The following is a 12623-nucleotide window of genomic DNA, read 5'->3' as shown; positions in this document are numbered from 1 at the left end:
CCGGTAAACCGTGTGCCTACGGCAACCATCGGACTATAGGGTCATCCGTCGTGCTGATCCGTCTCCTCCGGTCCCATCTCCTGCCCTACAGGCGTGCCGTCTCCGTGCTCGTCGTGCTGCAGCTCGTGGCGACCCTCGCCATGCTCTACCTGCCCACCCTCAACGCCGACATCATCGACGACGGCGTCGTCAAGGGGGACACGGGCTACATCCTCCGGGTCGGCGGCGTCATGCTCGCCGTGACCCTCGTCCAGCTCGCCTGCTCGGTGGGCGCCGTCTACCACGGCGCCCGCACCTCGATGGCGGTCGGCCGGGACATCCGCGCCTCCGTCTTCGACCGGGTGCAGCGCTTCTCCTCCCGCGAGGTGGGGCAGTTCGGCGCCCCCTCGCTGATCACCCGGACGACCAACGACGTCCAGCAGGTGCAGATGCTGGTGCTGATGACCTTCACGCTGATGGTCTCGGCACCGATCATGTGCTTCGGCGGCATCATCATGGCGCTCGGCCAGGACGTGCCGCTGTCCTCGCTGCTGCTGGCGGTGGTGCCGGTGCTGGGCGTGCTGGTGCTGCTGCTGGTGCGGAAGCTGCGTCCGCTCTTCCGCTCCATGCAGGAGCGGCTCGACACGGTGAACCGGGTGCTGCGGGAGCAGATCACCGGCATCCGGGTCATCCGCGCCTTCGTCAAGGACGACTTCGAGCAGGCCCGCTTCCGCAAGGCCAACGACGACCTGACGGATGTCGCGCTGCGCGCCGGGCGGATGATGACGCTGATGTTCCCGGTCGCGATGGCCGTCGTGAACATCACGAGCGTGGCCGTGCTGTGGTTCGGCGCCCACCGGATCGACAGCGGCGGCATGCAGATCGGCGCGCTCACCGCCTTCATCAGCTACCTGATGCAGATCCTCATGTCGATCATGATGGCCACCTTCATGGTGATGATGGTGCCGCGCGCCGAGGTCTGCGCCGAGCGCATCGAGGAGGTGCTGGGCACCGACCCCAGCGTCACCCCGCCCGCCGATCCGGTGCGGCTCGCGGTACGGCGCGGCGAGCTGGAGCTGCGCGCCGCGGACTTCGCGTACCCGGGCGCCGAGGCCGAGGTGCTGCGCGGCGTCGACCTGGTCGCCCGGCCCGGTGAGACCACGGCGGTGATCGGCTCCACCGGCAGCGGCAAGACGACCCTGCTGGGTCTGGTGCCGCGGCTGTTCGACGCCACCGGCGGCCGGGTGCTGATCGACGGCACCGACGTCCGCGAACTGGACGCGGCGCACCTGGCCGAGACGGTCGCCCTGGTCCCGCAGAAGCCGTACCTGTTCACCGGGACGGTCGCGTCCAACCTGCGCTACGGCAACCCCGAGGCCACCGACGAGGAGCTCTGGCACGCCCTGGAGATCGCACAGGCCCGGGACTTCGTGGAGCGGCTCGCGCAGGAGGGCGGCGGCTCCGGACTCGACGCCCCGATCGCCCAGGGCGGCACCAACGTCTCCGGCGGCCAGCGCCAGCGCCTCGCCATCGCGCGGGCCCTGGTGCGCAAGCCCAGCGTCTACCTCTTCGACGACTCCTTCTCCGCGCTGGACTACGCCACCGACGCCGCGCTGCGCCGGGCGCTGGCCCGGGAGACGGCGGACGCGACGGTCGTGATCGTCGCACAGCGGGTCAGCACCATCCGCGACGCCGACCGGATCGTGGTCCTCGACGAGGGCCGTGTGGTCGGCACGGGCACCCACCACGAACTGATGGACGGCAATCCCACGTACCGGGAGATCGTGCTCTCCCAGCTCACCGAGCAGGAGGCGGCATGAGCGTCCCCGCGCCCCGGAGGGGGCCCGCACCCACGGCGGGGCCGATGCGGTTCATGGGCGGCCAGCCCACCGAGCGGTCCATGGACTTCAAGGGCTCCGGCAAGCGGCTGCTGGGGCTGATGCGCCCCGAGCGCACCCTGGTCGTCGCCATGCTGGCCTGCACGACGCTGGGCGTCGCCCTCAACGTCATCGGCCCCAAGATCCTGGGCAAGGCCACCGACCTGATCTTCGCCGGGGTCCTCGGCCGTTCGCTGCCCGCGGGCACCGACAAGGCCGGGGCGATCGAGCACCTGCGGCAGCAGGGCAGCGACACCCTCGCCGACCTGCTGCAGTCCGCCGACTTCACCCCGGGCGCCGGGATCGACTTCGACGCCGTGGGCCACGTGCTGCTGACCGCCCTCGCGATCTACGCGGCCGCCGCGGTCTTCGCGGTCGTCCAGGGCCGGCTGGCCACGACGGTCATCCAGCGCACCGTGTTCCGGCTGCGCCAGGACGTCGAGGCGAAGCTGGCCCGGCTGCCGCTGTCGTACTTCGACCGGCAGCCGCGCGGCGAGGTGCTGAGCCGGGCCACCAACGACATCGACAACATCGGCCAGACGCTGCAGCAGACGATGGGGCAGATCATCTTCGCGCTGCTGTCGATCGTGGGCGTGCTGGTGATGATGTTCTCGATCTCCTGGCTGCTGGCGCTGGTGGCGCTGGTGACCGTGCCGCTGTCGGTGTTCGTCGCCACGGCGGTCGGCAAGCGGGCCCAGCCGCAGTTCGTGCAGCAGTGGCGGACCACCGGCAAGCTCAACGCCCACATCGAGGAGATGTACACCGGGCACACCCTGGTGAAGGTCTTCGGCCGCCAGGAGGAGTCCGCGGAGGCCTTCCGCGAGCAGAACGAGGCGCTCTACCAGTCGGGCTTCCGGGCGCAGTTCATCTCGGGCGTGATCCAGCCCGCGATGATGTTCATCGGGAACGTCAACTACATCCTGGTGGCCGTCGTGGGCGGGCTGCGGGTGGCCGGCGGCGCGCTGTCCATCGGCGACGTCCAGGCCTTCATCCAGTACAGCCGGCAGTTCAGCCAGCCGCTGACCCAGGTGGCGAGCATGTCCAACCTGGTGCAGTCCGGGGTCGCCTCCGCCGAGCGGGTCTTCGAGCTGCTCGACGCGCAGGAGCAGAGCCCCGAGCCGAAGACGCTCGGGCTGCGCAAGGAGCGGCACGGCGAGGTCCGCTTCGAGGACGTGGCGTTCCGCTACGAGCCGGAGAAGCCGCTCATCGAGGACCTGTCGCTGACCGTCGAACCGGGCCACACGGTCGCCATCGTCGGCCCGACCGGCGCGGGCAAGACCACGCTGGTCAACCTGCTCATGCGCTTCTACGAGGTCACCGGCGGCCGGATCACCGTCGACGGCACCGACATCGCGTCCCTGCCGCGGGAGGAACTGCGCTCCGGCATCGGCATGGTGCTGCAGGACACGTGGCTGTTCGGCGGCACGATCGCGGAGAACATCGCGTACGGAACCGAGGGGGCGACCCGCGAGCAGGTCGAGGAGGCCGCGCGCGCCGCCCACGCGGACCGCTTCGTCCGCACCCTCCCGGACGGGTACGACAGCGTCATCGACGACGAGGGCACGGGCGTCAGCGCCGGCGAGAAGCAGCTGATCACCATCGCGCGGGCGTTCCTGTCCGACCCGGTGATCCTCGTCCTCGACGAGGCCACCAGCTCGGTCGACACCCGTACCGAGGTGCTGATCCAGCGGGCCATGGCGCAGCTCAGCCACGGGCGGACCAGCTTCGTCATCGCGCACCGGCTGTCCACGATCCGCGACGCGGACGTCATCTTGGTGATGGAGAGCGGCGCCATCGTCGAACAGGGCACCCACGGGGAGCTGCTGGCCAAGGACGGTGCCTACGCCCGCCTGTACGCGGCGCAGTTCGCGCAGGCGGTGGCGGAGGTCGACTGACCGAGCACGAGGCCGCGACGCGAGCCCCCGCCGGCCCGGCCGGCGGGGGCTCGCGCGTGCTCAGTCCAGGTAGCCGCGCAGCTGGTCGGCGAAGGCGTGGTCGCGCAGCTTGTTGAGGGTCTTGGACTCGATCTGCCGGATGCGCTCGCGGGTGACGCCGAAGATCCGGCCGATCTCCTCCAGGGTGCGCGGGCGCCCGTCGGCCAGGCCGTACCGCAACTGGACGACCTTGCGCTCGCGCTCGCCGAGGGTGGACAGCACCGCCTCCAGGTGCTCGCGCAGCAGCAGGAAGGCGGCGGACTCCACGGGTGAGGTGGCGTCGCCGTCCTCGATGAGGTCGCCGAGGGCGACGTCCTCCTCCTCGCCGACCGGGGCGTGCAGGCTCACCGGTTCCTGCGCCAGGCGCAGCACCTCGCTCACCCGCTCCGGGGGGATCTCCAGGTGGGCGCCTACCTCTTCGGTGGAGGGCTCGTAGCCGCGTTCCTGCAGCAGGCGGCGCTGGACGCGCACGACGCGGTTGATCAGCTCCACGACGTGGACCGGGACCCGGATGGTGCGGGCCTGGTCGGCCAGGGCGCGGCTCATGGCCTGGCGGATCCACCAGGTCGCGTAGGTGGAGAACTTGTAGCCGCGGGCGTAGTCGAACTTCTCCACGGCGCGGATCAGCCCGAGGTTGCCCTCTTGGACCAGGTCGAGCATGGTCAGGCCGCGGCCCACGTACCGCTTGGCGACGGAGACGACCAGGCGCAGGTTGGCCTCGATCAGGCGGCGCTTGGCCATCCGGCCGAGCACGACCAGCCGGTCGAGGTCGACGGCGAGCCGGGAGTCGGGGTCCGGAGTGCCGTTCAGCTTCTCCTCGGCGAAGAGGCCGGCCTCGACCCGGCGGGCGAGCTCGACCTCCTCCTCGGCGGTGAGCAGGGGTATCCGGCCGATCTCGCGCAGGTACTGGCGGAACAGGTCCGCGGACGGGCCGGAGACCTCGTCGCCGGACCGCCGTACGGGGCCCGGGTCGGCATCGGACTCGGGGTCGGACCCCGTCTCCGCCGCGGCCTCCGCCCGCGCCTGCGCCTCGTCGGGTTCGCCGGCCGGTTCCTCGGGGTGCACGGCCGCGTGGTTCTGCTCCGGCACGCGCTCCAGCAGGTCGTCGGCCGGGGCCGTCAGGGGCGTCAGTGTCTGGATGTGCACGGGAGAGACCTCCACGGTGAGCGCAGCCACGGACTCGGAGACGCGCCGCGACGGAACGGTCGCGGCGTCCTCGCCACGGCCCGTCCGGGAGTTCGCCGTCAGCGGCACTCCGGTGGCGTCACCATCGACACCGCTCGGCAGTCCGCGCTCCGAGGACTCTTGCACCGCCCCCAGTGTGGCCTACGGCACACCATGCCCACGAGGGTCGTGCGCCGCTTTTTTGTGACGGAGGGCAACCCCCTCGTCACGCCCGCGTCCCCGTCCGTTCCCGGGCAGGACGGCCGTCCGCGCCCGGCTCAGAGGGCGGCGACGCCCTGTTCGCGCAGGCGCTGGCCGTACTGCTGGAGCGCCCACAGCTCGCCCTGGACGGCGGCGAGCTGGGCCTCGTCGGCGCGCGGGCCCTGGGCGCTCAGCCGGGTGTGGTCGGCGTTGAGCTGGGCGATGCGGCGGGCGACCGCCTGACGGCGTACGTCGACGAGGATCTTGCCGGCGTAGATGTCCGGCGCCTTGTGCTGGACCGGCTCGACGGCGAGTTCGGTCACCAGCGAGCGCACGGTGTCGTCCGGGGCCACGTCGCGGACCCGGACGAGGAACTCGGCGTCCGCAGCCTCGGCACCGCCCGCCTCGGCGATGGCGCGGCGCACGGCGGCGTACGGCGGTGCGGTGAACTCGTCCTCGCCGTAGGCGTCGAAGGCCGGGGAGACCAGTTCCGGGTGCTGGAGGGCGAGCTTGAGCAGTTCGCGCTCGACCCGGTGGGCGGGGCTGCGCATGTCCAGCCGCGGCCCGCGCGGACCGGCCGGAGCGGAGGGGCCCGGGGCCGCGTCGGGGCGCGCCGCGGCGCCCCGGCCCAGCTGGGCGGCGCCGCCGGACTGGCGGCGTTCGCGCTGCCAGCGGGCGAGCTGGGAGACACGGCGCACCACGAACTGCGAGTCGAGGATGCCGAGCATGCCGGCCAGCTGCACCGCGTACTCGTGCTGGATGGACGCGTTCTTGATGCCCGCGACGATGGGCGCGCCCGCCTCCAGCGCGGAGGCCCGGCCCTCGGCGGTGTCGAGGTTGTAGCGGGCGACGACCGAGGTCAGGGCGAAGGCGAACAGCGGGGTACGGGTGTCGACCAGCCGCTGTACGGCGGCGTCTCCCTCGGCGAGGCGCAGGTCGCAGGGGTCCATGCCGCCGGGGGTGATGGCGATGGACGTCTCGGCGGCGAACTTCTGGTCGTCCTCGAAGGCGCGCAGGGCGGCCTTCTGGCCGGCCTCGTCGCCGTCGAAGGTGAAGACGACCTCGGCACCCGAGTTGTCCATCAGCAGCCGGCGGAGGATCTTGATGTGATCGCCGCCGAAGGCGGTGCCGCAGGTCGCGATGGCGGTGGTGACGCCCGCGAGGTGGCACGCCATGACGTCGGTGTAGCCCTCGACGACGACGGCCCGGCTGGTGCGGGCGATCTCCTTCTTCGCCAGGTCGATGCCGTACAGGACCTGGGACTTCTTGTAGATCGGCGTCTCGGGGGTGTTGAGGTACTTCGGGCCCTGGTCGTCCTCGCGCAGCTTGCGCGCGCCGAAGCCGATCACCTCGCCGGTGATGTCGCGGATCGGCCAGATCAGCCGGCCGCGGAAGCGGTCGATGGCACCGCCGCGGCGGCTCTCGCTGGCGAGTCCGGAGACGATCAGCTCGCGGTCGGTGAAGCCCTTGCCGCGCAGGAAGCGGACGAGGTGGTCCCAGCCCGCCGGGGCGTAGCCGACGCCGAAGTGCTCGGCGGCGGCCTGGTCGAAGCCCCGCTCGGTGAGGAACTTCCGGCCGATCTCGGCCTCGGCGCCGCCCAGCTGCTCGACGTAGAACTGCGCGGCCGCCTTGTGCGCCTCGACCAGCCGGATCCGCTCGCCCTGCTGCCGGCCCGGGGTGTAGCCGCCCTCCTCGTACCGCAGCGTGATGCCCGCCACGGCGGCGAGCCGCTCGACCGCCTCCGAGAAGGACAGGTGGTCGACCTTCATCACGAAGTCGAGGGTGTCGCCGCCCTCCTGGCAGCCGAAGCAGTGGTAGAGCCCCTTGCTCGGGCTCACGTGGAAGGAGGGCGACTTCTCGTCGTGGAAGGGGCACAGGCCCTTCAGGTTGCCGCCGCCCGCGTTCCTGAGCTGCAGGTACTCGGACACGACGGCGTCGATCGGGACCGCGTCCCGTACCGCCTTGACGTCCTCGTCCCTGATCCGCCCAGCCACGGAAGGATTCTACGGCGCGGCCCGAGGAAGGTCAGACCAGCTTGGCGACGAAGAGGAAGTGCGGCCCGGCCGGCTCCAGCACGAACTCCTCCCCCACCGCCATGAAGCCCTGCCCCTCCCAGAAGCCGCGCGCAGAGGTACGGCCGTTGCACCACACCAGCTCGGCACCGCGCTGCCGGGCCTGCTCCAGCGCGGCGTGCAGCAGCGCCGCGCCGTAGCCGCGGCCGCGGACCTCCGGGGCGCTGGCCATGCCGCGGATGCGGTACGCGATCGCGCCGTCGCCGGGCAGCTGCTCCGGGAAGAGCGTGACGCACGCCACGACCTCGTCGCCGCCGTCGCCGTCGTAGGCCGCCATGTGGAAGGCGAGCGGATGACCGTCCTCCAGGAAGATCGCCGACTTCCGCGGGAGCCCGGGCCGCAGCACCCTCCAGCGCAGTTCGAAGATCTCCTCGACGGGTACGACGGCGGTCCTGGGCTCCATGACAGCCATGCTAGGTGACCGCCCCCGGGCTCACTCCAGGAGGGAGGCCAGGGGCACCGTGGGGTCGGCCAGCGCGTCGGTGTCGACCTGGCGGCCGGAACGGATGAGCTTCTGGACGGTGTCGGTCACGTCCCACACGTTGACGTTCATCCCGGCCAGCACCCTGCCGTCGCGCAGCCAGAAGGCGATGAACTGCCGCTTGCCCACGTCTCCCCGGGCCAGCACCTGGTCGTAGGTGCCGGGGGCGGCGTGCCCGGAGAACTCCATGCCCAGGTCGTACTGGTCGGTGAAGAAGTACGGGACCCGGTCGTACACCACGTCCCCGCCGAGCATCGCACGGGCCGCCACGGGCCCGCTGTTGAGGGCGTTCGCCCAGTGCTCGACCCGCAACCGGCCGCCCAGCAGGGGGTGTTCGGCGTTGGCGACGTCTCCGGCGGCGAAGACGTCCGGGTCGGAGGTGCGCAGCGAGGCGTCCACGGCGATGCCGCCGCCGGCGGCGCGGTCGGCCAGCGCGAGCCCGGCGGCCTCGGCGAGCGCGGTGCGCGGGGCGGCGCCGATCGCGGCGAGCACGTGGTGGGCGGGGTGCTCCTCGCCGTCGTCGGTGAGCACCGACATCACCATGCCGTCCTGGCCGGTGATCTCGGTGAGCCGCGCGCCGAAGTGGAACCGCACCCCGTGCTCGCGGTGCAGGTCGGCGAAGACCTCGCCGAGCTCCGGGCCGAGGACCGAGTGCAGCGGGCACGGCTGCGGCTCGACGACCGTGACCTCGACGCCGTAGCCGCGGGCGGCGGCCGCCACCTCCAGGCCGATCCAGCCCGCTCCGGCGATCACCAGGTGGCCGTTCTCGCGGCCGAGCGAGGTCAGCACGTTCTTCAGCCGCTCGGCGTGCGCGAGACGGCGCAGGTGGTGCACCCCGGCCAGGTCGGTGCCGGGGATGTCCAGCCGGCGCGGCTCGGCGCCGGTGGTCAGCAGCAGCCTGTCGTACGGGATGGAGGTGCCGTCGCCCAGGGTGATCCGCTTGCCGGTCCGGTCCAGGCCGGTGACCGGCTGGCCGAGGTGGAGTTCCACGTCGTGCTCGGCGTACCAGGCGGCGGGATGGACGAAGACCGATTCGCGCTCCTCGTTGCCCAGCAGGAAGCCCTTGGAGAGCGCGGGTCGTTCGTAGGGGTGGTCGCGTTCGTCTCCGATCAGTATCACGCGGCCGGTGAAACCCTCGGAGCGCAGCGTCTCCGCCGCTTTCGCCCCGGCGAGCCCCGCCCCGACGATGACGAATGTGTGGTCTGCGTCCACCACTGTGCGCCTCCCTGGTGTCCTCGGGTGCCCGGGGGCCCTCCCTCTGGCAATTGCCAGTCATGTGAGCGTCCCGCACGGCAGGGCCGACGTGAAGAGTGCCGCGCCGACCGGGAACGGGGGCGGCGCGGCGCGCGGGGGCGGCCGGGGGCCCGCCGGGGGCTCACCGGGGGGCGGTGAGCCGGGCGTGCAGGGCGGTCGCGGCCGCGTCGGTGAGCGAGGCGATCTGGTCGACGACGGCCCGCTGCCGGGCCCGGTCGTCCTTGGCCTCGTCGAAGATGCCGCGGAACTGCGGGTCCAGCCCCTCCGGCGCCCGGGACAGCAGGGCCTCGGCGAGCTCCCCGATGACCACGCGCTGCTGGGCGCGCCGCCGCTCCTGCGCCTCGCGCTGCATGACGTACCGGTCGGCGACCGCCTTCAGGACGGCGCACTCCAGCCGCTGGTCGCGCGGGACGACCAGCTGGGCGCGGTGACGGGTGAGCCGGCCGGTGCCGTAGGCGTCCCGGGTGGCGCGCTCGGCGGCCAGGCAGAAGCGGCCGATCAGCTGCGAGGTGGCGTCCTTCAGGCGGGCCTGGGCGATGGCGGAACCGTCGTAGCCGTGCGGCCACCACTCCATCTCCAGCAGCCGGTCCAGGGCCTGCGCGAGCTCGTCCTCGGCCGCCCCGGGGGCGTAGCGGCCGGCGGCGACGGCGAAGATCTCGCGGCGCTCGGGCTCGGCGAGCAGCACCGCCGGGTCCAGATGGCCGGCGTGCAGCCCGTCCTCGACGTCGTGGACGGAGTACGCCACGTCGTCGGCCCAGTCCATGACCTGCGCCTCGAAGCACTGCACGTACGGGCGGTCGGCGGGGGCGGTGCGGCGCAGCCACTCGAAGACCGGCAGGTCGTCCTCGTACACGCCGAACTTGGGGCTGGTGGGGTCGGTGGGGTGCCCGCCGCGCGGCCAGGGGTACTTCGTCGCCGCGTCCAGCGCCGCCCGGGTCAGGTTGAGGCCCACGCTGGTCAGCGTGCCGTCGTCGGCGTGGGCGAAACGCTTCGGCTCCAGCCGGGTCAGGATGCGCAGGCTCTGGGCGTTGCCCTCGAAGCCGCCGCAGCCGGCCGCGACCTCGGCGAGCACCATCTCCCCGTTGTGCCCGAAGGGCGGATGGCCGATGTCGTGGGCCAGGCAGGCGGTCTCCACCAGGTCCGGGTCGCAGCCGAGGGCCGCCCCGAGCTCCCGGCCGACCTGGGCGCACTCCAGGCTGTGCGTCAGCCGCGTCCGGGGGCTGCTGTTGAGCGCCCGGGCGTCGTCGACCGGGTCCACCACCTGCGTCTTCCCGGCCAGCCTGCGCAGCCCCGCGGAGTGCAGCATGCGGGCCCGGTCCCGCTGGAACGACGTGCGGCCGGGCCGCTTGTCGGGCTCGGGCACGTAGCGCTCGGTGTCGGCTTCGCTGTAGGGGGCGTAGTCGGTCGCCGCAGGGTGGTTCGCGTCCATACCGCGACGGTAGCGGGCGCGACCCGGTACCGGCGGCTACGCCGTGGCCAGCTGCGCCGCGGCGGCGGGACCCGCCGTGCCGGCCAGCGCCCGGTCGTAGCGGTGCAGCACCAGCGCCGCCATCGCCGGATGCGCGCCGAGCGGGGCGGCGGCGATCCACGGCGCCGCGGCGGCCGCCGCCGTCGCGAAGCGGCCCGGCGCGGCGAAGCAGGAGGCCACCGCGACCCGGTCCCGGCCGTCGGCCGACAGCTGCCGCACCGCCGCGGCGACGTCCGGCCCGCCCGACGCGTACGCGGGCACCACCGGCACCCCACCGCCCAGCCGGGCCTGCAGCAGCGCGGCCGTCGCCTCGGTGTCCCGGGCCGACTGCGGGTCCCGGGACCCTGCGGCGGCCAGCACGATCCCGGCACGCCGGGCGGCCCGCGGGGGGCCGGTGCGCCAGCCCGCCTCGGCCAGGCGGTCGTACAGCGCCTCGGCGAGCAGCGGGTGCGGGCCGAGCGGCGCCGCGACCCGCCCCCTCAGGTGCCGCGCACGGGCCAGCGCCCCGGGGACGTCCCGCTTGACGTGGTGGCCGCGGGTCAGCATCAGCGGCACCAGGACGGCCTCGCCGCGCAGGGCCGCAAGGGTGTCGTCCAGCGACGGCTCGTCGATCTCGATGTGGCCGAGCCGCACCGAAAGCCCCGGGCGCAGGTCCCTGATCCGCTCCAGCAGGGCGTGCGCGGTGCGCAGCGCCTCCGGGTCGCGGCTGCCGTGCGCGACGGCGACCAGGACCGGGCGGCGGGGGGCCGCGGAGCGCAGCGTCACCCGGGAGAGCTGGCTGCTGAGCTGCGTGGTGATCCGGGACATGAGCTGCGCCGTGCTGTCGAAGTGGTCCGGTCCTGGCACGCCGTGCGGCGCGGGTTCCTCGGCCGTCATGCACCGAGTGTGGCGAGCGGGGGTTGCCACCCCGTTGCACCGAGATGACGACTGGTTTCCGCCGCTTCACACTCCGTGCGGGCGGGTGTGAGGGGCGCCCGCGGAGCGTGCGTCAGCGGCGCTTCCAGTCCCCGCCCTCGATGGGGCGCCCCTTCTCGCGCAGCTCCCGTTCGTGGTCCGCGGCCGCCAGGTACACCCATGCGGGCACCGTCCGCCCGGCGTAGGTGCGCACGTCGCGGACCACCCGCTCGTACAGGTTTCCGGCGGCGCCCGGGCTGTACTCCTCAAGGCGGTCCAGGTCCGCGAGCACCTCCTGGTACAGGTCTTCGACCGGATGGATGACGTCGCCGTGGATGCGGCCGCGGTCGTCGGCCACGGCGTACGGGTAGCCCGGACCGTCGAAGAGCAGCGCGCCGTGCAGCACGGCGGGCGTCTCGGACGTCGTCCGGCCGCGCAGCAGCCAGGAGTGGTTGATCTCGCCGGGCCGCAAGGTCCCGTACACGAAGAACGGGAGGCGGGAATGGTCGTCACGCATCACCCTCATGGAACCGCAGGGACGTACGGGACGTCGACTCGGACGTGGAACGAAGCCTGAACCGGAAGACGCCAGGGGTACGCGTGGGGGCCGTGCTGCCGCGTCTGCGTCGGCTCGCGCGGCTGCCACGGCTACCGCGGTCCAGACGGGGGCGGCGGCACCTGCTGTGGGCCGCCGTGGCCCTGGGCGTACTGGCGCTGCTGCCCGCGACGTGGCTCCAGGTCACCGCGGACGACCGGGTCCGTACGGTGGCGGACGCCCCCGCGGAGCCCGTCGCCGTCGTCTTCGGCGCGGGCCTGTGGAACGGCGAGCCCTCCCCCTACCTGGCCCACCGCCTCGACGCGGCCGCCGAACTGTGGACGGCGCGCAAGGTGCGGGCGGTCCTCGTCACGGGCGACAACAGCCGCACCGACTACGACGAGCCGACCGCGATGCGGGACTACCTGGCCGCACACGGCGTGCCCCGTGACAAGGTCGTCCTCGACTACGCCGGCTTCGACACGTGGGACTCCTGCGCCCGGGCCCGGCGCGTCTTCGGCGTCGACAGGGCGCTGCTGGTGAGCCAGGGCTTCCACATACGGCGGGCGCTGGCGCTGTGCGGGGCGGCCGGGATCGAGGCGTACGGGATCGGGGTCGACGAGCGGCACGACGCGACCTGGTACTACGGGGGGACCCGCGAGGTCGCGGGAGCCGTGAAGGCCGCGTTCGACGCCGCGTTCACCCCGGACCCCCGCTTCCTCGGCCCCCGCGAGGCCGGCGTCCAGCGCGCCCTGGGGTGACCC

General features: G+C 73.1%; 10 protein-coding genes. 3 read left to right on the top strand and 7 right to left on the bottom strand.

What is annotated here, in order from left to right; translation table 11 throughout:
* Nucleotides 1–50: 50 nt before the first annotated feature.
* Nucleotides 51–1799, top strand: a complete 1749-nt coding sequence (locus OG937_29140; protein WUD75465.1) for an ABC transporter ATP-binding protein/permease — start codon at nt 51–53, stop codon at nt 1797–1799.
* A gap of 44 nt (nt 1800–1843) precedes the next feature.
* Complete coding sequence (locus tag OG937_29135) at nt 1844–3751, top strand: ABC transporter ATP-binding protein/permease (protein ID WUD78924.1); 1908 nt, start codon at nt 1844–1846, stop codon at nt 3749–3751.
* Nucleotides 3752–3811: 60 nt separating this feature from the next.
* Here the strand turns inward: OG937_29135 and OG937_29130 are convergent, their stop codons facing one another.
* The 7 genes from OG937_29130 to OG937_29100 all read right to left on the bottom strand — a co-directional run bounded on the left by OG937_29130 (nt 3812) and on the right by OG937_29100 (nt 11841).
* On the bottom strand, nt 3812–5101 hold the full coding sequence (locus OG937_29130) for an RNA polymerase sigma factor (GenBank protein ID WUD75464.1): 1290 nt from the start codon (nt 5099–5101) through the stop codon (nt 3812–3814).
* Nucleotides 5102–5232: 131 nt separating this feature from the next.
* Nucleotides 5233–7149 (bottom strand): DNA primase, encoded by a 1917-nt coding sequence (dnaG, locus tag OG937_29125; protein ID WUD75463.1) that lies wholly within the window; start codon nt 7147–7149, stop codon nt 5233–5235.
* 31 nt (nt 7150–7180) lie between these two features.
* Nucleotides 7181–7630: a GNAT family N-acetyltransferase gene (locus OG937_29120; GenBank protein ID WUD75462.1), complete on the bottom strand. Its 450-nt coding sequence runs from the start codon at nt 7628–7630 to the stop codon at nt 7181–7183.
* A 30-nt stretch (nt 7631–7660) separates the two neighbouring features.
* Nucleotides 7661–8923 (bottom strand): FAD-dependent oxidoreductase, encoded by a 1263-nt coding sequence (locus OG937_29115; GenBank protein ID WUD75461.1) that lies wholly within the window; start codon nt 8921–8923, stop codon nt 7661–7663.
* 160 nt (nt 8924–9083) lie between these two features.
* Entirely contained in the window at nt 9084–10391 is a 1308-nt protein-coding gene (locus OG937_29110; GenBank protein WUD75460.1) for a deoxyguanosinetriphosphate triphosphohydrolase, read from the bottom strand.
* 36 nt (nt 10392–10427) lie between these two features.
* Nucleotides 10428–11306, bottom strand: coding sequence for a sirohydrochlorin chelatase (locus OG937_29105; GenBank protein ID WUD75459.1), 879 nt, complete (start codon nt 11304–11306; stop codon nt 10428–10430).
* A 112-nt stretch (nt 11307–11418) separates the two neighbouring features.
* A complete protein-coding gene (locus tag OG937_29100; protein WUD75458.1) occupies nt 11419–11841 on the bottom strand; it encodes a gamma-glutamylcyclotransferase in 423 nt (140 codons plus the stop codon).
* A gap of 104 nt (nt 11842–11945) precedes the next feature.
* Between OG937_29100 and OG937_29095 the strand changes: the two genes are divergently transcribed.
* The gene (locus tag OG937_29095; GenBank protein WUD78923.1) at nt 11946–12620 is read left to right on the top strand and encodes a YdcF family protein; all 675 of its coding nucleotides are present in this window, start codon (nt 11946–11948) and stop codon (nt 12618–12620) included.
* Nucleotides 12621–12623 lie beyond the last annotated feature (3 nt).

The organism is Streptomyces sp. NBC_00510 (assembly GCA_036013505.1).
GTDB lineage: Bacteria > Actinomycetota > Actinomycetes > Streptomycetales > Streptomycetaceae > Actinacidiphila.
The sequence above is the reverse complement of the archived record's forward strand: the minus strand, read 5'-3'. Positions and strand labels throughout refer to the sequence as shown.

Bases quoted from the DNA above. Each gene is read 5' to 3' on its own strand.
- OG937_29100 (WUD75458.1), bottom strand. From the start codon at position 11,841: ATGCGTGACGACCATTCCCGCCTCCCGTTCTTCGTGTACGGGACCTTG.
- OG937_29105 (WUD75459.1), bottom strand. From the start codon at position 11,306: ATGACGGCCGAGGAACCCGCGCCGCACGGCGTGCCAGGACCGGACCAC.
- OG937_29120 (WUD75462.1), bottom strand. From the start codon at position 7,630: ATGGAGCCCAGGACCGCCGTCGTACCCGTCGAGGAGATCTTCGAACTG.
- OG937_29135 (WUD78924.1), top strand. From the start codon at position 1,844: ATGCGGTTCATGGGCGGCCAGCCCACCGAGCGGTCCATGGACTTCAAG.
- OG937_29110 (WUD75460.1), bottom strand. From the start codon at position 10,391: ATGGACGCGAACCACCCTGCGGCGACCGACTACGCCCCCTACAGCGAA.